The following is a 22,144-nucleotide window of genomic DNA, read 5'->3' on the forward strand; positions in this document are numbered from 1 at the left end:
CGCGGCGCGAAGCGCCGCCTCGCTCTCGCGGGACGCGAGAGCGCGAGCACGCGAGGGTACCCGCGAAGCGGGTGCCCGAGCGGCGCAGTCTCAAAAAAGAGAGCTCAATCCTCGATCTTGCGCTTGCGCCAGCGGATGCCGGCGTTGATGAGGCCGTCGAGGTCGCCATCGAAGACGCTGGCGGGGTTGCCCACCTCGTAGCCGGTGCGCAGGTCCTTCACGAGCTGCTGGCCGTAGAGGAAGTACGAGCGCATCTGGTCGCCCCAGCTCGCCGTGATCGTGCCGGCCAGCTCCTTCTTCTTCGCGGCCTCCTCCTCCTTCTGCAGCAGCAGCAGGCGGGTCTGCAGCACGCGCATGGCGGCGGCGCGGTTCTGGATCTGCGACTTCTCGTTCTGCATCGACACGACGATCCCGGTGGGAAGGTGCGTGATGCGCACGGCGGAGTCGGTCGTGTTGACCGACTGGCCGCCGGGTCCGGACGAGCGGAACACGTCGACGCGGATGTCGCCCTCGGGGATGTCGACCTCCTTGGCCTCCTCCATGACGGGGATGACCTCGACGGCGGCGAACGACGTCTGGCGCTTGTCGGCGGATCCGAACGGGCTGATACGGGCGAGACGGTGGGTGCCGGCCTCGACGGAGAGCGTGCCGTAGGCGTAGGGGGCGTCGACCTCGAAGGTGGTCGACTTGATGCCCGCGCCCTCCGCGTAGGAGGTGTCCATGACCTTCACGGGGTAGCCGCGGCGCTCGGCCCAGCGCAGGTACATGCGCATGAGCATCTCGGCGAAGTCGGTGGCGTCGTCGCCGCCGGCGCCGGAGCGGATGGTCACGACAGCCGCGCGGTCGTCGTACTCGCCGTCGAGCAGGGTCTGCACCTCGAGGTCGCCGATGGCCTTCTCGAGCGCGGCGAGCTCGGCGCGCGCCTCCTGGGCGGCGTCGTCGTCCTCCATCTCGTTGGCGAGCTCGACCATCACCTCGAGGTCGTCGAGGCGGCTCTCGAACTTCGAGACCTTCGACAGCTGCGCCTTGGCGTGACTGAGGGCGCTCGTCACCTTCTGCGCGTTGGCCTGGTCGTTCCAGAGTTCCGGATCGGCGGCCTCCTGCTCGAGGCGATCCACGTCCGCGCGCAGCGCGTCGACGTCGACCACCTCTCGGATGTTCGCGAACGTGGTGCGCAGCGCCTGGATGTCGGCGGAGAGATCGAGCTCAATCATGTCCTCACCAGCCTATCGCGCGGCCGCTGTGAGCCCGGCGGCGCGCGTGCGGCCGCGCGCCGGGGCGGGAGTAACGTGGAGCGGGTGACCTCCTCCGCCTTCGACGACGGCGAGAGCGTCCGGCGCACCCTGCTGCGGTTCGCGCCGATGATCTACGGCCCCACCGCCCTGTACTCGGTCGGCCAGGGCGCCATCGTGCCGCTGCTCCCCGTCATCGCCGCGGAGGCCGGCGCGTCCCTCGCGCTGGCGGCGCTCGTCCCCGCGGCGCTCGTGGTGGGTCAGCTGTGCGGCAACATCCCGGCCGGCTGGCTCGTGGATCGGATCGGCGAGCGGCTCACGATGACGGCGGCGGCGATCGGCTCGATCGGCGGGGCGGCCGTCATGCTCTTCGCCGACTCGGTGCCGCTGCTGGCACTCGCGGCGCTGGTCGTCGGCTTCTTCGCCGCCGCGTTCGCCGTGGCCCGGCACACGTTCATGACCACCCGCGTGCCGTACGCGTACCGCGCGCGCTCGCTGTCGCTGCTCGGCGGATCCTTCCGACTCGGCGCGTTCACGGGGCCGTTCGTGGCCGCGGCGCTGCTGGCGGTGTTCGGATCGGAGCGCGCCAGCATCTGGTTCTTCGGCGTCGTGCTCGTCGGCGTGGCCCTGCTCGTGGGCCTCGGGCCCGATCCCGAGGCGCGTCTGACGCGGCCCGCTCCCCCGCGGGCCGACGCCGGCATGGCGGAGGACACGGGCGAGCCCGTGACGGGATCGATCCCCACGTCAGAGCGCGCGGGCGTGTTCCGCACCATGTGGCAGAACCGGGCGGTGCTCTCGCGGCTCGGCGCGGCGGCGGCGTCGCTCGCGGCCGTGCGCGGCGCGCGCCAGACGGTGCTGCCGCTGTGGGGCGTCTCGCTCGGGCTCGACTCGTCGACGATCGCGCTCGTCGTGGGCGTGGCCGGCGCCCTGGACTTCGCGCTGTTCTACGTGAGCGGCCAGGTGATGGACCGCCTCGGCCGCATCTGGGCGGCCGTGCCGTCGACGCTGCTCATGGGCGGCGCGCTCGTGGCGCTCGCCTTCACGCACGACGCGTCGCACGCCACGCTGTGGTTCGGCGTGTTCGCCATCGTGATCGGCGTGGGCAACGGGCTCTCGAGCGGCATCCTGCTCACCGTCGGCGCCGACGTGGCACCCAAGGAGGAGCCGGCGTCGTTCCTCGGCTCGTGGCGCACGCTCACCGACGCGGGCGGCGCCGCCACTCCCCTGGTGTTCTCGGGCCTCACGGCGGCGTTCTCGCTCTCGGTCGCGACGGGAGCGGTCGGGCTCATCGGCCTGCTCGGCGCGCTCGCGTTCCTGCGCTGGCTGCCGCGGTACGCCCCGGATCGCTGATCCGCGCCATCGGCCTCAGTTGAGCGCCGATCAGTTCAGCGCCGTGCGGCTCGTCGCCGTCGCCTCGAGCGGCACCCCGCCGGGGACGAACGGGGAGGTCAGCGGCGGATGCCACGTGTCGGCGACGGTGACGCGCGCCGAGAGGCCGTCGGGCGTGCCGGCCGAGACGAGCGTCGCTCCCCCGCCGGTCAGCTCGATGACGGCCGCGGCCTGCTCGCGCACGTCCTCACCCGTCAGCACCGCCTCCGGCTCGCCCTCGGCCGCGACGATCGCGAAGCCGTCGGCGCCCGCGAGCGCCGCCGCATCGGCGAGGGCGTCGAGGCGCTTCTGCGCCAGGTACAGCGCGGTCGCGTCGACGCACACGACGATCACGGCGAGCCCGAGCAGGGCGTAGCCGAGCGTGAGCAGGAGGGTGCTGCCCTCCTCGTCCCTCGCGAGGCGGCGGCCGCGGAGGAGTGGGGTCAGAGCGCGGATCATCCGGCGCTCCAGAACCGCGAGACCTTCTGCCCGGAGGTGGCCTCGACCGGCACCGTCGCGATGCGATCGAGACCGAGGATCGGCGGGACGAGCGGCAGCGACACCTCGGATCGGACGGTGACGAGCACCGTGGATCCGGCCGCCGGGCAGCCGTCGCCGGCGGGCACGCACTCGATCCGCACGTCCGTGCGTCCGCGGTCCATGCCGTACTCCGCCGAGATCGCCGCGAGCGTGGCGTCCGCGGCGCCCGCCGCGGCACCGTCCCCCTCGGACTGCGCGATGGCCCTGGCCGTGAAGCGCGCCGCGGCCTCCGCGCCGAGCGCGTGGTTCTGCACCGCGCCCGCCGCCACGACGAGGTAGACCAGCGGCACGAGCATGAGCAGGCCGACCGTGATGAACTCGAGCGCCGCCGATCCGCGCTCGTCGCCCGCCAGCCCGCCGCCAGCGCCAGAACTGGCGTCCGCCTCAGTCCAGCGACTCGAGCGGCGCATGCGCGCTCACCTCCAGGGCGCGCGGCAGGCCGAGCAGACCCGCCAGCGGCAGCGTGGCGCGCACCGTGACGACGGCCGATTCCGTGCCTCCGACCACCGCGGTCGTCACTCTCGCCTCGTGGCCGTACGCGTCCCCCACGGCCCGGGCGATCAGCTCGCCGGCGCGGGCGGCGCCCTCGGCCTCAGGCACGTCGGCGAGTGCCGCGTGGTAGGCGCCCTCCACGGCGGCGTCATGCACGACGTTGCGCACGTAGATGGCGAAGCCCAGCTGCAGCACGCCGAGGGTGAGCATCGTGAGCAGCGCGCCGACGAGCACGAACTCGACGACGGCGGACCCCCGCTCGTCGCCGGTCAGCTCGCGCGCGCCGTTCACAGCCCGGAGACGCGCGAGATCGCCTGCTCGAACAGCCCCGACAGGGCCGGACCCGCGAGGGCCCAGATCGCGACGACCAATCCGGCGGTCATCAGCGTGACGAGCACCCAGCCGGGCACGTCCCCCGTCTCGTCCTCGGCGAGCGATCGCCCCGGCGGCGCGATGATGTCGCTCGCCCCGGTCCGGATCCGCTCCTTCCAGACCTTCCAATCCATCCGGTCCTCCCACATGACGTCTCTCCTCTCCCCGCGCGTGGCGGGTCTCACAGTCCGATCCGCAGCATGACGATCCCGGGGAAAACGGCGAAGATGACCGACAGAGGCAGAAGCCCGAACACGAGCGGCACGAGCATGCCGATCTCGCGCCGCCCCGCCTGCTCGATGAGCTGGCGCTTGGCCTCCTCGCGTGCGTCCACCGCCTGCGCCTCCAGCGTCTGCGCCAGCGGCGCCCCGCGGTCGATCGCGGCCACGAGGTGGTCGATCGCCCGGCTCACGGCGGGCACGTCCATGCGCCGCGCCGCCGCCGTGAGCGCGTCGGCCAGGCTCGATCCGGTTCCCGCCTCGACGACGACCCGGCGCAGCTCGGCCGTGAGCTCCCCGGCGCCGACCGACGAGACGCGCCGCACGCTGTCGAGGATCCCCTCACCGGCCGCCAGGCACAGGGCGAGGAACTCCAGCACCGTCGGCAGCTCCTCCGCGATGCGGGCGCCCCGCGCCCTGGCCCTGGCGGTGAGCAGCGCGTCGCAGCCCACGCCGCCCGCGACGCCCGCGAGGAGCGGCAGCAGGGCCGCGGCGGCCGAGAACCGCCCGGCCAGGGCGAGCGCGACCGCGAGCAACCCGCCGCCGGCCGCCCCGCCCAGCGCCCACGCGAGCTGCCGGCCTCGGAAGGCGGTGACGTCCGGTGAGAGGCCCGCACGCACGAGCCGCCGCGCGACGCTCTCGCCGCCGCCCAGCGCGCGGGCGACCGCGGTCCGCACTCGGTCCCACACCGCCGCCGCTCCCCCGGCGAGCGCGGCGCCGGGATCGACGGCACCGTCGTGCAGCGACGTGCCGCCGGGATCGGTCACGTCGCGGATGTACGGGGCGATGCGCCGCGCGAGCGGCACCGCGCCCCACCGCGGCACGAGCGCGAGCAGCGTCCACACCCCGGCGCCGAAGGCCCCGCCGAGGAGCAGGGCGAGGGCCGCGTCCGTCAGCACGGTCACGCGAACCACCTCCTCGGCTCGGGAAGGCGCCCGATCCGCAGCATGAGCCGGTACGCCACCGCCGACACGATCGCACCGGCGAGGATGAGCGCCACGCCCTCGGGGCTCGAGTACGCCGTGGCCCCCTCGGGCCGCATCGCCAGCAGCGCGACGATGACCCACGGCGCCACGACCCCGAGCACGGCCGCGCCCCGCGTCCACGACTGCCGCGACTCCACCTCGCCGCGCAGCGCCGCCTCGGCCCGCACCGAGGCAGACAGCGCGCGCAGCACCGGCACGAGCTCGGTGCCGCCCACCTGGCGCGCCATCCGCAGCGTCTCGACGATCCGGTCGGCCAGCGGATCCGCGAGCGCATGTTTGAGCCGGTCGGCGCTGGAGTCGAAGTGACCCGACGCCGCCATGTCGCGGCCGAACGCGGCGAACGCGCCGCGCAGCGGTGCCGGCGCGGAGTCGGCCAGCGCCGCGACGGCGTCCGGGAGCGACATGCCGGCGCGCACCGACGCGATGAGCAGGTCGCACACATCGGGCCACAGTCCGCGGCGCTCGCGCGCGAGCCGCAGGCGGCGGGAGCGCAGCCACGCCACGGGTGCGAACGCCCCCGCGGCGAGCGCGGCCACCGCCAGCGCGGGCACGCCCGTCACGAGCCAGGCCACGGCCCCGGCGAGAAGCCCCGCACACGCGCACCCGGCGACGAGCACGCGCGGCGGCACGTGGGCGAAGCCGCCGGCCTCCAGCAGGCGCGTCGCCATCCCCTCCGTCGGCACCCGCTCGGCGCGCTCGCCCGCGGGCCACAGCCACGGCGAGACGACGAGCAGGATGCCGGCGGCCAGCACGAGCCCGAGCAGCACGATCATCGCGCCACCGCCGTCTCCGCCGCGGGCCATGCCGGCTCGCGGACGCGCTCGGGCACGCGCCGCGCTCGGTAGACCGGCTCGGTGGCGATCGTCCCGTCCTGGACCTCTCCCGTCACCCGCGCGATCTCACCGATCCGCCGCGATCCGTCGGGCAGCCGCTCGCAGTGCACGACGAGGTCGACGCCGCCGGCGATGGCGGGCAGCAGGAAGTCGCGGTCGATGTTGCGCCCCGCGAGCAGCGGCAGCATCGCCAGCTTCGCGAGGGCATCGGCGGCCGAGTTCGCGTGGATCGTCGCGGCGCACGGCACGCCCGTGTTCAGCGCGAGCACGAGGTCGAGCGCCTCGGCGTCGCGCACCTCGCCGATCACGAGGCGGTCGGGGCGCATGCGCAGCGCCTCCTTCACGAGCCGCCGCAGCGTGATCTCGCCCGTGCCCTCCAGGCTCGGCTGCCGCCCCTGCAGCGCTACGAGGTCGGCGGCTTCCACGCCGAGCTCGAACGTCTCCTCCACCGTCACGATCCGCTGCCCGCGGGCGGCCTCACCCAGCAGGGCCGCGAGCAGCGTCGTCTTGCCCGTGTGCGTGGCGCCCGAGACGAGCACGCTGCGCCCCTCCCGCATGGCCTGCCGCAGCAGCGCGGCGCCGCGCCCGTCGATCGACCCGAGCGCCGCGAGGTCGTCGAGCGTGCGGTGCCCGCCCAGGAAGCGCCGGATGTTCACGGCCCAGTGCCGCCGCGTCACGTCGGGAATCACGACGTGCAGCCGCGACCCGTCGGGCAGCGACGCGTCGACGAGCGGCTGGCTCAGGTCCACGCGGCGCCCAGCCGCATGCAGCATCCGCTCGACGAGATCGCGCACCTGTCCATCCGTGAGGCGCAGCGGCACGCGCTCCGCGATCCCTGCCCTGGCGATGAAGATCCGGTCCGGGGCATTGATCCAGAGCTCCTCCACCCGCGGATCCCGCAGGTACGGATCCAGCGGCCCCCACCCGCTCATCGACGCCAGCACCGCGCGTGTCGCGGCCGCCTCATCGTCGACGGCCGGAAGGCCCCGCGCGATCGCGAGGTCGCTGTGCCGCCGCACCTCGGCGCGCACGGCCCGCTCGGCGGCGACGGCGTCGCGCGACGGATCGATCCCCTCCTCGCGCAGCCGCCGCCGCACGCGATCCATCAGCTCGACGTGCACGGCTTCCACGCCGGCATCCTCGCAAGGACCGGCCAGCGGCGTCGGAAGTTATCCACAACGGCGGGAAGGACCCCGGATCCTCGGGAGAAGCCCCGGAGAGATGTCGCCGCCGCTCAGTAGACTGGGCGGACGGCACGCGGGAGTGGTGAAACCGGTAGACACGCAGGATTTAGGTTCCTGTGCCTTCGGGCGTGTGGGTTCAAGTCCCACCTTCCGCACGGGCGGTCGGGGCAGTCGCCCCGCCGTCGAGATTCCTTCGGACAGGAACGCCTTGCACCCGACAGCACTCATCCCCTGGCTCGACCCCGAGACCATCATCGCCGCGGCGGGACCGTGGGCGCTGCTCGTCGTGTGCCTCATCGTGTTCGCCGAGACGGGCCTGCTGTTCGGGTTCATCCTGCCCGGCGACACCCTGCTCATCATCTCGGGCCTGCTCACGCACACGAATCAGGTGTTCGGCGCGAACATCTGGGTCGTGTCTCTGCTCATCGGCCTGGCCGCGTTCGTCGGCGGCGAGGTCGGGTACGTCATCGGACACAAGGGCGGTCCGGCGCTGTTCGAGCGGCGCGACTCCGGCCTGTTCAGCCGCAAGAACGTGGCGCGTACCAACGCATTCTTCCAGCGCTTCGGCGGGCTCACGATCATCGTGGCGCGCTTCGTGCCGATCGTGCGCACGTTCGCGCCCGTCGCCGCCGGCATCGGACACATGCCGTGGCGGCTGTACACGCTGTACAACTTCATCGGCGCCGTCATCTGGGGCGTGGGCCTCACGCTGCTCGGCTACGTGATCGCCTACATCCCGTGGGTGCGCGACTTCGTCACCGACTACATCGACCTCATCCTGCTCGCCGCCGTCGCCGGCACGGGCCTGTTCGTGCTGTGGCACTACCTCAAGGAGCGCCGCACCGCCAAGCGCGAGGCCGCGCTGGCCGAGACCGGGCCCGAGCCCGAGCTGCTCACCGGCTGATCAGCCGGCCTCGCGCTTCTGGCGCGACTTCTCCACGCTCGCGCGCAGCGCCTCCATGAGGTCGATGACCTCGCCGCCCTCCTCCTCGGCCGTCTCGCCGAACGTCGCCTCCGTGTCGATCGCGTCGCCCTTCTCGAGCTTGGCGTCGATGAGCGTGCGCAGCTCCTTCTGGTACTCGTCGACGAACTCGTCCGGATCGAAGTCGCCCGAGTAGCTCTCGACGAGGCTGGCCGACATGTCCAGCTCCTTCTTGCTCACCTTGGGCGCGTCCTCGAGCGAGGGGAACGACACGTCGCGCACCTCGTCGGCCCACAGCAGCGTCTGCACCATCAGCACGTCGCCGCGCACCCGCAGCGCCGCCAGCCGCGTCTTCTGCCGCAGCGAGAACCGCACGATCGCCGTGCGGTCGGTGCGCTGCAGCGTCTCGCGCAGCAGCACGTACGCCTTGGGCGACTTCGAGTCGGGCTCGAGGAAGTACGCCTTGTCGAAGGTGATCGGATCGACCTGCTCGGTCGGCACGAACTCGACCACGTCGATCTCGCGGCTGCGCTCCGAGGGCAGCGACTTGAGGTCCTCGTCCGTGAGTACCACCGTGCGGTCGCCGTCGTCGTACGCCCGGTCGATGTCGGCGTAGGCCACCACCTCGCCGCACACCTCGCACTTGCGCTGGTAGCGGATGCGCCCGCCGTCCTTGTTGTGCACCTGGTGCAGGGGCACGTCGTGATCCTCGGTCGCGGCATATACCTTGACCGGCACATTGACGAGCCCGAAGGTGAGCGCGCCCTTCCAGATGGATCGCATGACCCCAGTGAACACCCCGCGCCGCGGGCGCACCAGACCTTGACACCCGCCCGTACGCTGGTCGCATGGCGGCGAGCGACGGTGCGGCGCAGACGGTGCGCGTGGGCTCGCGCCGCGTGCGGCTGACCAACCTCGGCAAGATCATCTATCCCGAGACGGGCACGACCAAGGGCGACGTCATCGGCTACTACTCGCGCATCGCGCCGCTGCTGCTGCCGCACGTCGCCGGGCGCCCCGTCACCCGCAAGCGCTGGGTGGACGGCGTCGGCACGGCGGACGATCCGCTGCCGTCGTTCTTCGCGAAGGACCTCGAGGCGGGCGCGCCCGACTGGATGCCGCGCCAGGCGATCGCGCACTCCAGCGGCGCCAAGGAGTATCCCCTCGTCGAGGAGACCGCCGCGCTCGTCTACCTCGCGCAGGTCGCGAGCCTCGAGCTGCACGTGCCGCAGTGGCGGTTCGACGACCGCGGCGAGCGCCGGCACCCCGACCGGCTCGTGCTCGACCTCGACCCCGGCCCCGGCGTGGGGCTGGCCGAGTGCGCCGAGGTCGCCCGCCACGCGCGGGCGATCCTGTCGGGCATGGGGCTCGATCCCCTCCCCGTCACGAGCGGCAGCAAGGGCATCCACCTCTACGCCGCCCTGCCCGGCGAGCAGTCCAGCGACGCGATCTCGGCCGTGGCCCGCGAGCTCGCACGGGCGCTGGAGGCGGATCATCCGGATCTCGTCGTCAGCACCATGAGCAAGGCGGCCCGCCCCGGCAAGGTGTTCGTCGACTGGAGCCAGAACAACGGCAAGAAGACGACGATCGCGCCCTACTCGCTGCGCGGCCGGGAGCGGCCCTGGGTGGCCGCGCCGCGCACGTGGGAGGAGCTGGACGACCCCGACCTGCGTCACCTGCTGCTCGACGAGGTGCTCGAGCGCGCGGAGCGGATCGGCGATCCCCTCGCCGCGCTCGCGCCGCGCGACGGGGGGCCGCTCGCCTCGTACATCGCCAAGCGCCGCGCCGAGCACACGCCCGAGCCCGTGCCGGGCTCGCCGCACCCGGACGAGCCCGGTGGCGGCAACCGCTTCGTCATCCAGGAGCACCACGCCACCCGCCTTCACTGGGACGTGCGCCTGGAGCACGACGGCGTGCTCGTGAACTGGGCCGTGCCCAAGGGCATCCCGGCCACGACGTCGAAGAACAACCTCGCGGTGCAGACCGAGAACCACCCGATCGAGTACCTCGACTTCCACGGCGTGATCCCGAAGGGCCAGTACGGCGCGGGCATCATGACGATCTGGGATGCCGGCACCTACGAGACCCACAAGTGGCGCGACGACGAGATCATCGTCACGCTCACGGGTCGCGAGGGCGGCCCGCTCGGCGGCCCCGTGCGCGTCGCCCTCATCCGCACCGACGGCGAGGGCGAGAAGTCCACGTGGCTCATGCACCGCACCAAGACCGACGCGCAGGGCGCACCCCAGCCCGACGGCGTCGCGGCCGAGCCGTGGACCGATCCGCCGCTCGACGAGCCGGCCGATCCGCCGCCCGACGACCGCTTCACGCCCATGCTCGCCGTCTCGGGCACGACCGCCGCCGCGCGCGACCTGATCCGGCGCGGCGAGCCGTGGATCGAGTTCAAGTGGGACGGCGTGCGCGCGGTGGCGCACTGGTCGGGCGGCGTGCTGCGGCTGCGGGCGCGGTCGGGCACCGACATCACGCTGCGCTACCCCGAGCTGTCCAACCCGGGGGCGGCGCACATCGAGGCGGACGAGGCGGTGCTCGACGGCGAGATCGTGGCACTCGACGCCGCGGGGCGCCCGAGCTTCGCGCGCCTGCAGGAGCGCATGCACCTCACCCGTGCCATGGACATCCAGCGGATCGCGCCGCGCGTGCCCGTGCGGCTGTACCTCTTCGACGCGCTCGAGGTGGACGGCCGCGACCTCGCGGGCCGGCCCCTCGCCGAGCGTCGCGAGGCGCTCGAGCGCATCGCGGGCGACGCGGGCGCGGCGATCGACCTGCCGCCGGTGGCCGATGACCTCGACGCGGCGCTGGAGACCGCAAGGCGACTCGACCTGGAGGGCGTCGTCGTGAAGGACCCGTGCTCCCCCTACCGCCGCGGCGTGCGCAGCGAGGAGTGGCTCAAGCTCAAGCTCACCCGCACGCAGTCGGTCGTGATCGGCGGCATCAACCCCGGGCAGGGCAACCGGGAGGGGACGATCGGATCGCTGCTGCTGGGCATTCCCGACGGCGACCGGCTGCGCTATGTGGGCAAGGTCGGCACGGGCTTCGGCGACCGCGAGCTGCGCGGGCTGCAGGAGCTGCTGCGGCCGGCCGACGAGAGCCCCTTCGCCGAGGTGCCGGGTCCGCAGGCGCGCGCGGCGCGGTGGGTGGAGCCCGCGCACGTGGCCGAGGTGGAGTTCTCGGAGTGGACGCCCGGCGGCAGCCTGCGCCACCCCCGCTGGCGGGGGCTGCGGCCCGACCTCACGCCGGGGGACGTCGTCGTGGAGTGACGGGCCCTACAGGGCGGCGAGGAGGGGGCCGAGCTCGCGGAAGGCGCGGGCGCGGTGCGAGACGGCGTTCTTCTCGTCCGCCGTCCACTCGCCCACCGAGCGCTCCTCGCCGTCCTGTCCGTCCGGGATGAAGATCGGGTCGTAGCCGAAGCCGCCCTCGCCGCGCGGCGCCTCCGCGAGGCGACCGGGCCAGATCCCCTCGACCGTGTGCTCGATCCCGTTCGGCGTGACGAGCGCGATCGTGGAGTTGTAGTGAGCGGTGCGGTGCGGATCGCGGATGTCGGCGAGCTGGTCGAGCAGCAGCGCGAGGTTGGCGCGGTCGTCCTTCGCGTGGCCGGCCCAGTACGCGCTGAACACGCCGGGCGATCCGCCGAGCACGTGCACGCAGATGCCCGAGTCGTCGGCCAGCGCCGGCAGGCCGGTGTGCGCCGAGGCGGTGCGGGCCTTGATGAGGGCGTTCTCGGCGAACGACGTGCCGTCCTCCACGGGCTCGGGCCCGTCGTAGGCGACGACCTCGAGGTCGGGGCGGATCGTCGCGACGATCGACTGGAACTCCGCGACCTTGTGCGCGTTGTGCGTGGCGAGGACGACGCGGCTCACGGGCGCTCCTCCGCCAGCACCGCCTTCTGGATCGCGGTGAGGTCGGCGCAGCCCTTCGCGCCGAGCTCGAGCAGCGCGTCGAGCTCCGCCTTGTCGAAGGGCGCGCCCTCGGCCGTGCCCTGCACCTCGATGAACTTCCCCGTGCCCGTCATGACGATGTTCATGTCGGTCTCGGCGCGCGAGTCCTCGACGTACGGCAGGTCGAGCATCGGCCGGCCGCCGACGATCCCCACCGAGATGGCCGCGACCGAGTCGCGCAGCGGCGTGGCCTTCTTGCCGATGAAGCCCTTCTCGCGGCCCCACTCGATCGCGTCGACGAGGGCGACGTACGCGCCCGTGATCGAGGCCGTGCGCGTGCCGCCGTCGGCCTGCAGCACGTCGCAGTCGATCACGATCGTGTTCTCGCCCAGCGCCTTCGTGTCGACGACGGCGCGCAGGGCGCGGCCGATCAGGCGCGAGATCTCGTGCGTGCGGCCGCCGATGCGGCCCTTCACGCTCTCACGGTCGCTGCGGTCGTTCGTGGCGCGCGGCAGCATGGCGTACTCGGCCGTGACCCAGCCGCGGCCCTTGCCGGTGAGCCAGCGCGGCACGCCGTTCGTGAACGAGGCGGTCACGAGCACCTTCGTCTGCCCGAAGGAGATGAGCGCCGACCCCTCGGCCTGCGTGCTCCAGCCGCGCTCGATGGTCACGGGGCGGAGCTGGTCGAGGGCGCGGCCGTCCACGCGCGGTGAGTCGGTCATGTCTTCCTAACGGATCGGGGGCAGGTCGATGGCGCCGGTGCGCACGAGGCGCACGTCGCGCACCTCGCGGCCCAGCAGGCGGTTGGCGAGCGTCGTGAACGTCTCGGTGTCGGCGCCGGTCGCCTCGTACACGTGGTGCGGGCGGGCCTCGGGCCCCGCGAGCAGATCGCGGCCGACGAGCTCGCGGTAGACGTCCTTCGCCGTCTCGCTGTCGCTGGAGACGAGCGAGACCTCGGGGCCCATCACGTAGCTGATGGCGCCCTCGAGGAACGGGTAGTGGGTGCAGCCGAGCACGAGCGTGTCCACGCGCGCCTCGCGCAGCGGCCGGAGGTACTCCTCGGCCACGGCGAGCAGCTCGGGGCTGTCGGTGACGCCGGCCTCGACGAACTCGACGAAGCGCGGGCAGGCCGCGGTGAACACCTCCACGCCCGGCGCGATGCCGAGCATGTCCTGGTACGCGCCCGATCCGATCGTGCCCTCCGTGCCGATCACGCCGATCCGGCCGCTGCGGCTCGTCGCGATCGCGGTGCGCACGGCCGGTCCGATCACCTCGATCACGGGCACGTCGTAGCGCTCTCGGGCGTCGCGCAGCATCGCCGCCGACGCCGTGTTGCAGGCGATGACGAGCATCTTGACGCCCTGCTCGACGAGCGTGTCGAGCACCTCGAGCGAATAGCGGCGCACGTCGGCGATCGGCTTGGGCCCGTAGGGCGAGTGCAGCGTGTCGCCGATGTAGAGCAGCGACTCGCGCGGCAGCTGGTCGCCGATCGCCCTGGCGACCGTGAGACCGCCCACCCCGGAGTCGAAGATCCCGATCGGCGCGTCATCCATCGCATCCAGCGTACGCGAGGCCGGGCGCCCGCCCGCCGATAGAGTGACCCTATGAGCGCCTCCACGGCCCTGCTGACCGACCGCTACGAGCTCACGATGATCGATGCGGCCCTGCGCGACGGCACCGCCTCGCGCCGTTGCATGTTCGAGCTGTTCGCCCGGCGCCTCTCCGGCGGCCGCCGCTTCGGCGTCGTCGCCGGCACGGGCCGCCTGCTCGGCCTGCTGCGCGACTTCCGCTTCGGTGACGACGAGCTGCGCTACCTGCGGGACGAGAGGGTCGTCAGCGCCGAGACGCTCGCGTACCTCGAGAGCTACCGGTTCACGGGATCGATCACCGGCTACCGCGAGGGCGAGCTGTACTTCCCCGGATCGCCCATCCTCACGGTGGAGGGCACATTCGCCGACGCGGTGATCCTCGAGACCCTCGCGCTCAGCGTGCTCAACCACGACTCCGCCGTCGCCACCGCGGCCGCCCGCATGAGCATCGCGGCCGGCGAGCGCCCGCTCGCCGAGATGGGCGCCAGGCGCGCGGCTGAGGAGTCGGCCGTCGCCGCCGCGCGGGCGGCCTACATCGCCGGATTCCGCGCCACGAGCAACCTCGAGGCGGGCCGCCGCTGGGGCATCCCCACCATGGGCACCGCCGCGCACTCGTGGACGCTGCTGCACGACAGCGAGGAGGACGCCTTCCGCGCGCAGATCGCGGCGCTCGGATCGGGCACCGCCCTGCTCGTCGACACCTACGACATCGAGAAGGGCGTCGAGACGGCCGTCCGCATCGCCGGCACCGGGCTCGGCGGGGTGCGCATCGACTCCGGCGACCTGCCGATCGTCGCCGCCGAGGTCCGCGCGCAGCTCGACCGGCTCGGCGCCACCGAGACCCGCATCACGGTCACGAGCGACCTCGACGAGTACGCGATCGCGGCACTCGCGGCCTCCCCGGTCGACGCGTACGGCGTGGGGACGTCGGTGGTGACGGGATCCGGATACCCGACGGCGGGCATGGTCTACAAGCTCGTGGCGCGCCAGGGCACCGACGGCGGCTGGGTCGCCGTGGCGAAGAAGGCGCAGGACAAGGGATCGCAGGGCGGACTGAAGACCGCTTTCCGGCGCCTGGAACGCGGCGTCGCGTTCGAGGAGCGCGTGGAGATCGCCGACGGCTTCGAGCAGGCGCCCACGCCCGCCGACTACCCCGACGCGCGCCCGCTGCAGGTGCCGCTCGTCGTCGACGGCGAGATCGACGCGGCGCACGAGGGCCCGGCCGGCGTCGAGGCCGCCCGCGCCCACCACCTGCGGGTGCGCGAGGAGATGCCGATCCGCGCGCTCGCGCTGAGCAAGTCGGACCCCGCCATCCCCACCGTCTTCGTCGACGCGGGCGCGTGATCCGGATGGCCCCGCCCGAGGGCGGAGCGGCTCGCGGTCAGCTGTTCAGCGACTCGTAGATCTCCTTGCACTGCGGGCAGACGGGGAACTTCTCCGGGTCGCGGCCCGGCGTCCACTTCTTGCCGCACAGCGCACGCACGGGCTTGCCGGTGATCGCCGACTCGAGGATCTTGTCCTTCTTGACGTAGTGCGAGAAGCGCTCGTGGTCGCCGGGCTCGACGTGCTCCTCCTCGAGGAGTCGCTCGAGCTCGCGGTCGAGGAGCCCGGTGCCACCCTGCCCGGGGCTGTCCAGAGGTGTGCTCATACCCCGATTCTAGTTGCCGGGCGTCAGGTCGTCGCGGCGAACTCCATGATCTGGTACGAGCGCCGGCTCCACAGCAGCGAGCCCGCGGCGACGCCGAGCACGAGCACGCCGACGCCCGTGCCCACGCCCGCCCACTGCGCGTCGGCGGCGAGCGCGATGTCGTCGGTCAGCGCGCGCCACGCGAGCCACAGCGTCGGCGCCGAGAGCACGAGCGCACCGAGCATCACGAGCGCCTGCGCGACGACGCCGCTCGAGCCGGTCCGCTGCGGCTGGCGGAACGGGCTGTCGCCCGGGCGCGGCACGGGGTAGGGCGCAAGCACCGACGAGACGCTCGACAGCCCCAGGCCCGTCAGGAAGAGGCTCGCGGCGACACCCGCGAGCGCCGGCAGCAGCGCCCACCGCCCGTAGAACGCCGTGGCGAGCGGGATGGCGACGGCCAGCAGCGCGATGCCGGCCATGAGCACGGGAACGAGGCGTCCGACGCGATCGGCGAGCCCGCTGACGCCCGCCGTGATGTGCATCCAGATGGCCGAGGAGTCGTAGGCGACGTCGTTGTGCGAGACCCACCCCAGGAACAGCGCCATGATCGGCACGGGGATGAGGGCCGCGTAGTTCGCCGGCACGCCCGCCACCAGCAGCGGCACGATCGGCAGCAGCCCGACGACGGGGATGATCCCGAGGTTGACGAGGTGGCGGCTGTCACCGAACCAGTACATGATGCTGCGCGCCGCGATCGCGCCGCCCGGCGTCGCCGGCATGACGGCGAACCAGCCGAGGCCGCCGCGCTCGCGGTCGTCGAGCGGCGGATCGACGGTGACGAGCATGCGGTGCACCGACCACACCCACACCGCGGCCGCGGCCGCGAGGGTCAGCAGCGCCACGCCCGCGGCCAGCCCCGCCGTCGGCACCTGCCCGAGCGCCACGGCCCCCGGCAGGCCGGAGGCGGCGCCCACCGGCGTGAGGGCCAGCACCTCGACCACGGCCTGCAGCTGGCTGGGCACGCGCCCGCGCCACTCCAGCGACGCGAAGAAGACGGCGACGGGCAGCACGACCACGATGATGCCGAGCACGAACAGGCTCGACAGCTCGCGCGTGCGGCGGCCGCGCAGCACGAGGGCGCCGAACGCCATGCTCAGCCGCGCGAGCACGATGCACGTCGCCGCGTGCACGAGCGCCGCGAGGATCGCGACGACGGCCGGCACCCCGAGGCGCGTCCAGGTGATCGCGGTGCAGACCTCGACGGCCAGGAGCGCGAGAGTCGGCAGGCTCACGAGCGACGCGAGCGCGAGGGGGCCCGTCAGCTGCCGCGCGTCGAGACCGAGCACGGCGAAGCGACGCGGATCGAGCGGGTCGTCCGCGGCGCTCATGACGGGCGCCAGCGCGAAGCCCACGAGCACACCCGTGCCGGCGAGGGTGAGCACGGCGTCCGCCACGGCGGGGCCGTCCTCGGCGAGGCTCAGGATGCCGGCGCACGCGAGCACGACGGCGGCGAGCAGCACGAGGACGCCCGCGATCCGCGAGGCGACGGCGCCCGGGGCGCGCAGGCCCCCGAGGAGCAGGGCGAGTCTCAGTCGGAGGACGCGTGCAGCCATTCGAGCCCCTCCATGCTCGCGCCACCGGCCGAGAGCTCCACGAAGCGCTGCTCCAGCGAGATCTCGCCCTTGACCTCGTCGACGGTTCCCTCCGCCAGCACGTTGCCCGACACCACCACGGCCACGCGGCTGCAGACGCTCTCGACGAGGTCCATGCCGTGGCTCGACAGCACCACCGTGCCGCCGTGCTCCACGTACGCCGAGAGGATCTCGAGGATGCTGGCCGACGAGACGGGGTCCACCGCCTCGAACGGCTCGTCGAGCACGAGCATGCGCGGCGAGTGGATCATGGCGCCCGCCAGCATCACCTTCTTCGTCATGCCCGCCGAGTAGTCGGCCACGACGCGGCCCAGCGCGTCGGCGAAGTCGAAGGCGCGCGCGAGGTCGGCGGTGCGCTTGGCGACGACCGACGGCTTGAGGCCCCGCAGCACGCCGAAGTAGTACAGCAGCTGGCGCCCGGTGAGCCGGTCGAACGTGCGCACACGGTCGGGCAGCACGCCGATCAGCGCCTTCGCCTGGCGCGGACGACGCACCATGTCGACGCCGAACACCTCGATGCTGCCCTCGTCCGGCTTGAGCAGCCCGGAGATCATCGACAGCGTGGTCGTCTTGCCCGCGCCGTTCGGCCCGACGATCCCGTAGAACGATCCGGCCGGCACGGTCATGTCGACGCCGTAGACGGCATCGGATCCGCCGTACGCCTTCACGAGCCCTCGCACGCGCAGCGCGTCGGCGGGCGACGTCGGCGCGTCGGCGGGGCCGCCCGTCTCGACGGGCGCCGACGTCGCGGCGGCGACGGCGGCCGGGATCGGCGGCAGCGGCGGCGTGGCCGGCTCGGGGGCGCGCTCCTCCGCCCGAGGCTCGGGCTCGACCGGCGTCGCCTCGGCGGGCGCGGCCTCGGCCGGCTCCGACTCGGCGGCCTCCGACTCGGATGTCGGCACGGGCTGCGCCTCTGGCGCCGGCTCGGCCGTGGGTTCGGGCCTCGGCTCAGCCGTGGGTTCGGGTTCGGGCGTCGTCGCCGTGGCGGGCTCGGCGTCGGCCGGCGCGGCCGGGGGCACATCGGCCGCCGGCGCGGCGCGCTTGAAGATCGCGGGCGCCTCGTCGATGCTCGCCACGACGGCTCGCACCTGCGGCCCCGCCGTGGGCACGGGCTGCGTGGCGATGTCCTTGTACTCCGCGTCGCGGGCAGCCGACTTCCTCGCCATCGGCTCGCTCTCCGCCGCGGCGGGCTTCGGCGCCTCGGCGGGCTTCGCGGCGCCGGCGGGCTTCGCCGTACGGGGCTTCGCCGCACCGGCGGGCTTCGCGGAGTCCGTGCCCTTGGCAGCTCCCGCGGTCTTCCGCGCGGCCGTGCTGCCGGCGCGCGCGGAGGTGCTCCCGCGCCCCGCGGCCTTCGTGCGGGAGGCGGCGGACCCCGCGGCCCTCGGGGCGCGCGGCTTCCGCGCCGCCGTGCCGGAGCCCGGTGCCGATGCGTCCTTCGCGCCCCCCGCGTCCTTCGCGGCGCCCGCGTCCTCCGTCGGCTCCGCCGTCGATGCGGCGCGACCCTTCGCCGGGGTGCGCGCCTTCGAGGCGGCCGTCGATCCCGTGCGGGCGGATGCGGTTCGGGAGGCGGACGTGGACGAGCGTGCGCCGGTCTTGCGGGCGGTGGTGCCGGTCTTCCGCGCGGCCGGCTTCTTCGCGGCGGCGTCCGCCGTCTCGGACGGCGACTCGCCCGCCTCGGTCGCGCCGGATGCGCGCGCGGACGACGACGCGCGCGCGGACGATGACGCGGCGGGCCGCTTCCGCGGCGCCGCAGGTCGCTTGCGGGCCGCGCTCGGCGCGGTCTCCTCGGCGGCCGGCGCCTCCTGGGGCGGTCCACCGTCCGGCGTCGCTGCTGATTCGTCGCGTGGGGAGGGCGTCACCCTCTCAACGTACCCAGCACCGCCTGAATGCGCGCGGCGGGCGCGCCCGCTGTGCGGAATGGGCGATCGCGCAACGATCCGGTCGCGGACGGCGCGCTATTGTGCCCCTTCCCAGTGATTCTCGCTACCATCTGGTTCATTCGTCACGGTGAACTCATCATGAATACGTCGTGAACGCCGAATGAGAGCATGAGGATATGAGCATTCAGACCGTCATCCTGGCCGCCGGCATGGGCACGCGCCTCGGCCGTGCGCTGCCCAAGTCGCTGACCGAGCTGAGCGACGGTCGTTCCATCATGCAGCAGCAGCACGAGAACATCCGCGCCGCCTTCGGCGACGACGCCCGCATCACCACCGTCGTCGGCTACCGCGCCGAGGACATCGTCGAGCGCTTCCCGCAGGCCAACTACGTCTACAACGAGCGCTACGACCAGACCAACACCTCGAAGAGCCTGCTGCGCGCGCTGCAGGCCACCGGCAAGAGCGGCGTGCTCTGGATGAACGGCGATGTCGTCTTCGATCCGCGCGTGCTCGGCCGCGCCGCCGCCCTCATCGAGGCCGACACGTCGTTCGTCGCGGTGAACACCGCGAAGGTGAGCGACGAGGAGGTCAAGTACACCGTCTCCGCCACGGGCCACATCGACGAGCTCTCGAAGACCGTCGTCGGCGGCATCGGCGAGGCCGTGGGCATCAACTACATCTCGCGCGCCGACAAGCGCTCGCTCATCCGCCACCTGCAGCGCGTCGACGACCAGGACTACTTCGAGCGCGGCATCGAGCTCGCCATCGCCGAGGAGGGCATCCGGGTGCTCCCCATGGACATCTCGGACTTCTACGCCGTCGAGGTCGACTTCGCCGAGGACCTGGCGCGAGCCAACCAGTTCGTCTGATCGACGACGTAGGATCTCCCCGTGCCCGACAAGGTCGCGAAGATCCACTCCCTGCCGGACGACGCTCCGTGGCAGGGTGAGACGCCCGCGGCCGATCTTCCGGCGCACGTCCGCGCGCTCGACCGGGTCATGTCCATCCACCGCCCGGTGGTGCTCGCGCACCTGCGATCCATCCGCCTGCGCCACCCCGACGCCACGCCCGAGCAGATCGTGCGCGTGCTGGAGCGCCGGTATCTCGCGGCCGTGACGACCGGGGGCGCCGCCGTCGGCGCCACGGCCGTCGTCCCCGGCGTGGGAACGGGCATCACGCTCGCGCTGTCGGGAGCCGAGACGGCCGGGTTCCTCGAGGCCACCACGCTGTTCGCGCAATCGCTCGCCGAGGTGCACGGCATCGCCGTGGAGGATCGCGACCGCGCCCGCGCGCTCGTGATGACGCTGATGATGGGCAAGGAGGGCGTCGACCTGCTGCGCCAGCTGGCGGCGCAGGCCTCGGGCAAGGGCATCGGGCGGGGCGCCTACTGGGGAGACCTCATCACGAAGTCGCTGCCCAAGACCGTCACGCGGCAGGTCGCCGACCGCCTGAAGACGGCGTTCCTGCGGCACTTCGCGCGCGTGGGCGCGGGCTCGTTCATCGGCAAGGCGCTGCCCTTCGGCGTCGGCGCGGCCGTGGGCGGCGCGGGCAACCACGTGCTGGGCCGCCGGGTCGTGGCGGCCTCGCGCCGCGCGTTCGGCCCCGCACCCGCCACCCTGCCCGACGCCCTCGAGCCGCGTGAGGGCGCCGAGCGGATCGAGCACCGCGTGGGCGGCGCGGTCGGCCGCATCGGATCGGCCGTGGCCGGCGCCGCGGGCACCGCCTCGCGCGGTGTCGCGGTGGCGGGGCGCGGGCTCGTCGCCCTCGGCCGCGGTGCCGGCGGCGTCGCGCGCCGCATCGTGCCGGGCGGCCGAGGCCCGCGCGACGAGGCGGGCGCGGCGGCGGCGGATGCCGCCGACGACGCAGGCCCCGCGGGCGGCGATCCCGGCGCTTCCTCCACAGCACGCTGAGCGGCGCGCCTCGTCCACAGCTCGGCCGCTGAGCCCCTCGTGGGCGTCCCGCGCGTCGGAGGACCTGCCTAGCGTCGCCCTCATGTTCCCGCTCCCCCGGCGCCGCCGGCCTCCCGGCCGAGGTGCGTACCCCGTGCCGTGGCACATCGACCGTGCCGATCCGGCGCACCCGATCGTGCGCCACCGCGGCCGCGATCCCGCCGATGCCGTCCGCGTCTTCCTGTGCGACGAGCACGGGCGCGCGCGCACCGAGCGCTGGGGCCGCGTGCGGCCCGGCGAGGCACTGCAGCTGTGCCTGTGCGATGTGGATCGCGCCAGCGCCGTCACCACCCTCGCGTGGTTCGACGCCGACGCCGAGTACCTGTGGCGCTTCACCGTGTGAACCGTCCGGCGCTCCCCTCGCGTCGGGCCGTCCCTGTGCGACAGGCCGGGGCGCCGACGCTCAGAGCTCCGAGACGAAGCTGCGGCGCCGCCGCGTCGCGCGCTGCGTGTGGCCGTACGGCAGACGCCCCTCCTGCAGCTCCTCCGCCGCGATCCCCTGCACGAGGAGGCCAGGATCGACCTCGAGCGCGACGGCGATCTGCACGAGCGTCATGAGCGTCGGGTTCGCCTGACCCCGTTCCACGCGCTGCAGATGGGTGAGGTCGAGATCCGCGCATTCGGCGAGCGCCTTCGCGCTGAGGCCGGCGCGGTGGCGCAGCTCCGCCACGCGCGCGCCCACCTTTTTCGCCGCGAGGGAGTGCGGTTCGCCCATGCCACCAGCATTCAGACCGCGACGCGCGGCACGGGCGCTCATATGCCCCAGATTATACGCCACCCCTTCGCTCCATCCCTGTATCCGCGGCGATGTCAAGCCCGATGACGCCGCCGGGGAGCGCCCGTAGCATTCGGGGCATGAGTATCGGAACCGGAGTAGTGCTGTTCATCCTCGGCGCCATCCTGGCGTTCGGGCTGGAGCTGGACGTGCCGTGGCTGAACGACGACTTCGTCGGCTACCTGCTGATGGGTGCCGGTGTCGTCGTGTTCGTCGTGGGTCTCGTCCTGCTGCTGCGCCGCCGCTCCTCGATCGAGCGGACCCGCACCGTCGGCGACACGGGTGGCGCCTCGCGCGTGACCGAGCGACGCACCGACGCCGACCCGCTGTGAGCGACGGTCCCCGTCGTCCGGGTGGAGCGCCCCCTCCCCGGATGGCGGGGTCCACCTCGCCACGTGCGGAAGGCGCGAGGCACCCGGATCGATTGGCGAACCCACCGGGAAGCTGATAGAGTCGATCCTCGGTTCGGAAAGCCGAAAGGCCCCGGATCCGGAACGCACCTCTAGCTCAATCGGCAGAGCAACTGACTCTTAATCAGTGGGTTCAGGGTTCAAGTCCCTGGGGGTGCACCACACGGAAATCCCCGATCAGACCCGAAAGGGTCGCCGGGGATTCGCGTTTCCACGGCG

Annotated in this window: 25 protein-coding genes and 2 tRNA genes; 11 read left to right on the forward strand and 16 right to left on the reverse strand. The window is 73.3% G+C overall.

The annotated features are described in order from the left end of the window. Positions 1-104: 104 nt before the first annotated feature. Complete coding sequence (prfB, locus tag ACODR5_RS07720) at positions 105-1,214, reverse strand: peptide chain release factor 2 (RefSeq protein ID WP_449854495.1); 1,110 nt, start codon at positions 1,212-1,214, stop codon at positions 105-107. Positions 1,215-1,361: 147 nt separating this feature from the next. Between prfB and ACODR5_RS07725 the strand changes: the two genes are divergently transcribed. Next, on the forward strand, positions 1,362-2,582 hold the full coding sequence (locus ACODR5_RS07725; RefSeq protein WP_488983260.1) for an MFS transporter: 1,221 nt from the start codon (positions 1,362-1,364) through the stop codon (positions 2,580-2,582). A gap of 30 nt (positions 2,583-2,612) precedes the next feature. On the opposite strand, the gene ACODR5_RS07730 is transcribed toward ACODR5_RS07725, so the two are convergent. The 7 genes from ACODR5_RS07730 to ACODR5_RS07760 are packed head-to-tail and all read right to left on the reverse strand — an operon-like array spanning position 2,613 to position 7,147. Further along, entirely contained in the window at positions 2,613-3,059 is a 447-nt protein-coding gene (locus tag ACODR5_RS07730; protein ID WP_488983240.1) for a pilus assembly protein TadG-related protein, read from the reverse strand. Continuing rightward, positions 3,056-3,550, reverse strand: coding sequence for a TadE family protein (locus ACODR5_RS07735; protein WP_460816522.1), 495 nt, complete (start codon positions 3,548-3,550; stop codon positions 3,056-3,058). The genes ACODR5_RS07730 and ACODR5_RS07735 overlap by 4 nt, the downstream gene beginning before the upstream one ends. Further along, entirely contained in the window at positions 3,525-3,923 is a 399-nt protein-coding gene (locus tag ACODR5_RS07740) for a TadE/TadG family type IV pilus assembly protein (protein WP_449854498.1), read from the reverse strand. Before ACODR5_RS07740 ends, ACODR5_RS07735 begins: the two co-directional genes overlap by 26 nt. Then, the gene (locus tag ACODR5_RS07745; protein WP_460816524.1) at positions 3,920-4,138 is read right to left on the reverse strand and encodes a hypothetical protein; all 219 of its coding nucleotides are present in this window, start codon (positions 4,136-4,138) and stop codon (positions 3,920-3,922) included. The genes ACODR5_RS07740 and ACODR5_RS07745 overlap by 4 nt, the downstream gene beginning before the upstream one ends. Before the next feature lie 47 nt (positions 4,139-4,185). After that, positions 4,186-5,127, reverse strand: a complete 942-nt coding sequence (locus tag ACODR5_RS07750) for a type II secretion system F family protein (RefSeq protein ID WP_488983241.1) — start codon at positions 5,125-5,127, stop codon at positions 4,186-4,188. Continuing rightward, positions 5,124-5,981 (reverse strand): type II secretion system F family protein, encoded by an 858-nt coding sequence (locus tag ACODR5_RS07755; protein WP_488983242.1) that lies wholly within the window; start codon positions 5,979-5,981, stop codon positions 5,124-5,126. Before ACODR5_RS07755 ends, ACODR5_RS07750 begins: the two co-directional genes overlap by 4 nt. After that, positions 5,978-7,147 (reverse strand): TadA family conjugal transfer-associated ATPase, encoded by a 1,170-nt coding sequence (locus ACODR5_RS07760; RefSeq protein ID WP_488983261.1) that lies wholly within the window; start codon positions 7,145-7,147, stop codon positions 5,978-5,980. The genes ACODR5_RS07755 and ACODR5_RS07760 overlap by 4 nt, the downstream gene beginning before the upstream one ends. Before the next feature lie 151 nt (positions 7,148-7,298). Here ACODR5_RS07760 and ACODR5_RS07765 point away from each other — a divergent pair. Together ACODR5_RS07765 and ACODR5_RS07770 are read left to right on the forward strand one after the other, a co-directional pair. After that, positions 7,299-7,380, forward strand: a tRNA-Leu gene (locus ACODR5_RS07765). Between the two features lie 53 nt (positions 7,381-7,433). After that, positions 7,434-8,129 (forward strand): DedA family protein, encoded by a 696-nt coding sequence (locus tag ACODR5_RS07770; protein WP_488983243.1) that lies wholly within the window; start codon positions 7,434-7,436, stop codon positions 8,127-8,129. Here ACODR5_RS07770 and ku read toward each other — a convergent pair whose 3' ends face one another. Further along, positions 8,130-8,930, reverse strand: coding sequence for a non-homologous end joining protein Ku (ku, locus tag ACODR5_RS07775; protein ID WP_460816531.1), 801 nt, complete (start codon positions 8,928-8,930; stop codon positions 8,130-8,132). It abuts the gene before it with no gap. 65 nt (positions 8,931-8,995) lie between these two features. On the opposite strand from ku, the gene ACODR5_RS07780 reads away from it, so the two are divergent. Then, a complete protein-coding gene (locus ACODR5_RS07780) occupies positions 8,996-11,425 on the forward strand; it encodes an ATP-dependent DNA ligase (RefSeq protein WP_488983244.1) in 2,430 nt (809 codons plus the stop codon). Positions 11,426-11,431: 6 nt separating this feature from the next. Here the strand turns inward: ACODR5_RS07780 and rdgB are convergent, their stop codons facing one another. From rdgB to murI, 3 genes are read right to left on the reverse strand one after another with little or no spacing between them, the layout of a single operon-like run. Next, positions 11,432-12,025, reverse strand: coding sequence for an RdgB/HAM1 family non-canonical purine NTP pyrophosphatase (gene rdgB, locus ACODR5_RS07785; RefSeq protein ID WP_460816535.1), 594 nt, complete (start codon positions 12,023-12,025; stop codon positions 11,432-11,434). Next, a complete protein-coding gene (rph, locus tag ACODR5_RS07790) occupies positions 12,022-12,765 on the reverse strand; it encodes a ribonuclease PH (protein WP_488983245.1) in 744 nt (247 codons plus the stop codon). The genes rdgB and rph overlap by 4 nt, the downstream gene beginning before the upstream one ends. 6 nt (positions 12,766-12,771) lie before the next feature. Further along, complete coding sequence (gene murI, locus ACODR5_RS07795) at positions 12,772-13,596, reverse strand: glutamate racemase (protein ID WP_449854506.1); 825 nt, start codon at positions 13,594-13,596, stop codon at positions 12,772-12,774. Positions 13,597-13,647: 51 nt separating this feature from the next. Here murI and ACODR5_RS07800 point away from each other — a divergent pair, with 51 nt between their 5' ends. Then, positions 13,648-14,976 (forward strand): nicotinate phosphoribosyltransferase, encoded by a 1,329-nt coding sequence (locus ACODR5_RS07800; protein WP_488983246.1) that lies wholly within the window; start codon positions 13,648-13,650, stop codon positions 14,974-14,976. Positions 14,977-15,013: 37 nt separating this feature from the next. Here the strand turns inward: ACODR5_RS07800 and ACODR5_RS07805 are convergent, their stop codons facing one another. Genes ACODR5_RS07805 through ACODR5_RS07815 form a run of 3 tightly spaced genes read right to left on the reverse strand, consistent with a single transcriptional unit; the run spans position 15,014 to position 18,077 of the window. Continuing rightward, complete coding sequence (locus ACODR5_RS07805) at positions 15,014-15,280, reverse strand: DUF3039 domain-containing protein (protein ID WP_449854508.1); 267 nt, start codon at positions 15,278-15,280, stop codon at positions 15,014-15,016. A gap of 23 nt (positions 15,281-15,303) precedes the next feature. Further along, the gene (locus tag ACODR5_RS07810; RefSeq protein ID WP_488983247.1) at positions 15,304-16,872 is read right to left on the reverse strand and encodes a hypothetical protein; all 1,569 of its coding nucleotides are present in this window, start codon (positions 16,870-16,872) and stop codon (positions 15,304-15,306) included. After that, positions 16,848-18,077 carry an ATP-binding cassette domain-containing protein gene (locus ACODR5_RS07815; protein WP_488983248.1) on the reverse strand — a complete coding sequence of 410 codons (1,230 nt, stop codon included), beginning with the start codon at positions 18,075-18,077 and terminating at the stop codon, positions 16,848-16,850. Before ACODR5_RS07815 ends, ACODR5_RS07810 begins: the two co-directional genes overlap by 25 nt. Between ACODR5_RS07815 and ACODR5_RS07820 the strand changes: the two genes are divergently transcribed. From ACODR5_RS07820 to ACODR5_RS07835, 4 genes are all read left to right on the forward strand, one after another. Continuing rightward, a complete protein-coding gene (locus ACODR5_RS07820) occupies positions 18,034-18,888 on the forward strand; it encodes a hypothetical protein (RefSeq protein WP_488983249.1) in 855 nt (284 codons plus the stop codon). The two genes, ACODR5_RS07815 and ACODR5_RS07820, sit on opposite strands and share 44 nt — an antisense overlap. 79 nt (positions 18,889-18,967) lie before the next feature. Next, positions 18,968-19,660: a phosphocholine cytidylyltransferase family protein gene (locus ACODR5_RS07825; protein WP_460816546.1), complete on the forward strand. Its 693-nt coding sequence runs from the start codon at positions 18,968-18,970 to the stop codon at positions 19,658-19,660. 21 nt (positions 19,661-19,681) lie between these two features. Beyond that, positions 19,682-20,701 (forward strand): hypothetical protein, encoded by a 1,020-nt coding sequence (locus ACODR5_RS07830; RefSeq protein ID WP_488983250.1) that lies wholly within the window; start codon positions 19,682-19,684, stop codon positions 20,699-20,701. An 82-nt stretch (positions 20,702-20,783) separates the two neighbouring features. Continuing rightward, the gene (locus ACODR5_RS07835) at positions 20,784-21,083 is read left to right on the forward strand and encodes a hypothetical protein (RefSeq protein ID WP_449854514.1); all 300 of its coding nucleotides are present in this window, start codon (positions 20,784-20,786) and stop codon (positions 21,081-21,083) included. A gap of 60 nt (positions 21,084-21,143) precedes the next feature. On the opposite strand, the gene ACODR5_RS07840 is transcribed toward ACODR5_RS07835, so the two are convergent. Further along, on the reverse strand, positions 21,144-21,455 hold the full coding sequence (locus ACODR5_RS07840) for a helix-turn-helix domain-containing protein (RefSeq protein ID WP_449854515.1): 312 nt from the start codon (positions 21,453-21,455) through the stop codon (positions 21,144-21,146). Between the two features lie 140 nt (positions 21,456-21,595). Between ACODR5_RS07840 and ACODR5_RS07845 the strand changes: the two genes are divergently transcribed. Next, positions 21,596-21,847, forward strand: a complete 252-nt coding sequence (locus tag ACODR5_RS07845; protein ID WP_449854516.1) for a DUF6458 family protein — start codon at positions 21,596-21,598, stop codon at positions 21,845-21,847. Positions 21,848-22,011: 164 nt separating this feature from the next. Further along, positions 22,012-22,087: transfer RNA gene (locus ACODR5_RS07850), tRNA-Lys, on the forward strand. Positions 22,088-22,144: the final 57 nt, after the last annotated feature.

The sequence above is a fragment of the Microbacterium sp. FG3 genome, from assembly GCF_057809335.1.

What these genes read in the sequence shown, in the direction of transcription:
- prfB (WP_449854495.1), bottom strand. Translation starts at nt 1,214, where the DNA reads ATGATTGAGCTCGATCTCTCCGCCGACATCCAGGCGCTGCGCACCACG.
- ACODR5_RS07725 (WP_488983260.1), top strand. Translation starts at nt 1,362, where the DNA reads ATGATCTACGGCCCCACCGCCCTGTACTCGGTCGGCCAGGGCGCCATC.
- ACODR5_RS07730 (WP_488983240.1), bottom strand. Translation starts at nt 3,059, where the DNA reads ATGATCCGCGCTCTGACCCCACTCCTCCGCGGCCGCCGCCTCGCGAGG.
- ACODR5_RS07735 (WP_460816522.1), bottom strand. Translation starts at nt 3,550, where the DNA reads ATGCGCCGCTCGAGTCGCTGGACTGAGGCGGACGCCAGTTCTGGCGCT.
- ACODR5_RS07745 (WP_460816524.1), bottom strand. Translation starts at nt 4,138, where the DNA reads ATGGATTGGAAGGTCTGGAAGGAGCGGATCCGGACCGGGGCGAGCGAC.
- ACODR5_RS07755 (WP_488983242.1), bottom strand. Translation starts at nt 5,981, where the DNA reads ATGATCGTGCTGCTCGGGCTCGTGCTGGCCGCCGGCATCCTGCTCGTC.
- ACODR5_RS07760 (WP_488983261.1), bottom strand. Translation starts at nt 7,147, where the DNA reads ATGGATCGCGTGCGGCGGCGGCTGCGCGAGGAGGGGATCGATCCGTCG.
- ku (WP_460816531.1), bottom strand. Translation starts at nt 8,930, where the DNA reads ATGCGATCCATCTGGAAGGGCGCGCTCACCTTCGGGCTCGTCAATGTG.
- ACODR5_RS07780 (WP_488983244.1), top strand. Translation starts at nt 8,996, where the DNA reads ATGGCGGCGAGCGACGGTGCGGCGCAGACGGTGCGCGTGGGCTCGCGC.
- rph (WP_488983245.1), bottom strand. Translation starts at nt 12,765, where the DNA reads ATGACCGACTCACCGCGCGTGGACGGCCGCGCCCTCGACCAGCTCCGC.
- murI (WP_449854506.1), bottom strand. Translation starts at nt 13,596, where the DNA reads ATGGATGACGCGCCGATCGGGATCTTCGACTCCGGGGTGGGCGGTCTC.
- ACODR5_RS07800 (WP_488983246.1), top strand. Translation starts at nt 13,648, where the DNA reads ATGAGCGCCTCCACGGCCCTGCTGACCGACCGCTACGAGCTCACGATG.
- ACODR5_RS07805 (WP_449854508.1), bottom strand. Translation starts at nt 15,280, where the DNA reads ATGAGCACACCTCTGGACAGCCCCGGGCAGGGTGGCACCGGGCTCCTC.
- ACODR5_RS07810 (WP_488983247.1), bottom strand. Translation starts at nt 16,872, where the DNA reads ATGGCTGCACGCGTCCTCCGACTGAGACTCGCCCTGCTCCTCGGGGGC.
- ACODR5_RS07820 (WP_488983249.1), top strand. Translation starts at nt 18,034, where the DNA reads ATGTCCTTGTACTCCGCGTCGCGGGCAGCCGACTTCCTCGCCATCGGC.
- ACODR5_RS07815 (WP_488983248.1), bottom strand. Translation starts at nt 18,077, where the DNA reads ATGGCGAGGAAGTCGGCTGCCCGCGACGCGGAGTACAAGGACATCGCC.
- ACODR5_RS07825 (WP_460816546.1), top strand. Translation starts at nt 18,968, where the DNA reads ATGAGCATTCAGACCGTCATCCTGGCCGCCGGCATGGGCACGCGCCTC.
- ACODR5_RS07835 (WP_449854514.1), top strand. Translation starts at nt 20,784, where the DNA reads ATGTTCCCGCTCCCCCGGCGCCGCCGGCCTCCCGGCCGAGGTGCGTAC.
- ACODR5_RS07840 (WP_449854515.1), bottom strand. Translation starts at nt 21,455, where the DNA reads ATGGGCGAACCGCACTCCCTCGCGGCGAAAAAGGTGGGCGCGCGCGTG.
- ACODR5_RS07845 (WP_449854516.1), top strand. Translation starts at nt 21,596, where the DNA reads ATGAGTATCGGAACCGGAGTAGTGCTGTTCATCCTCGGCGCCATCCTG.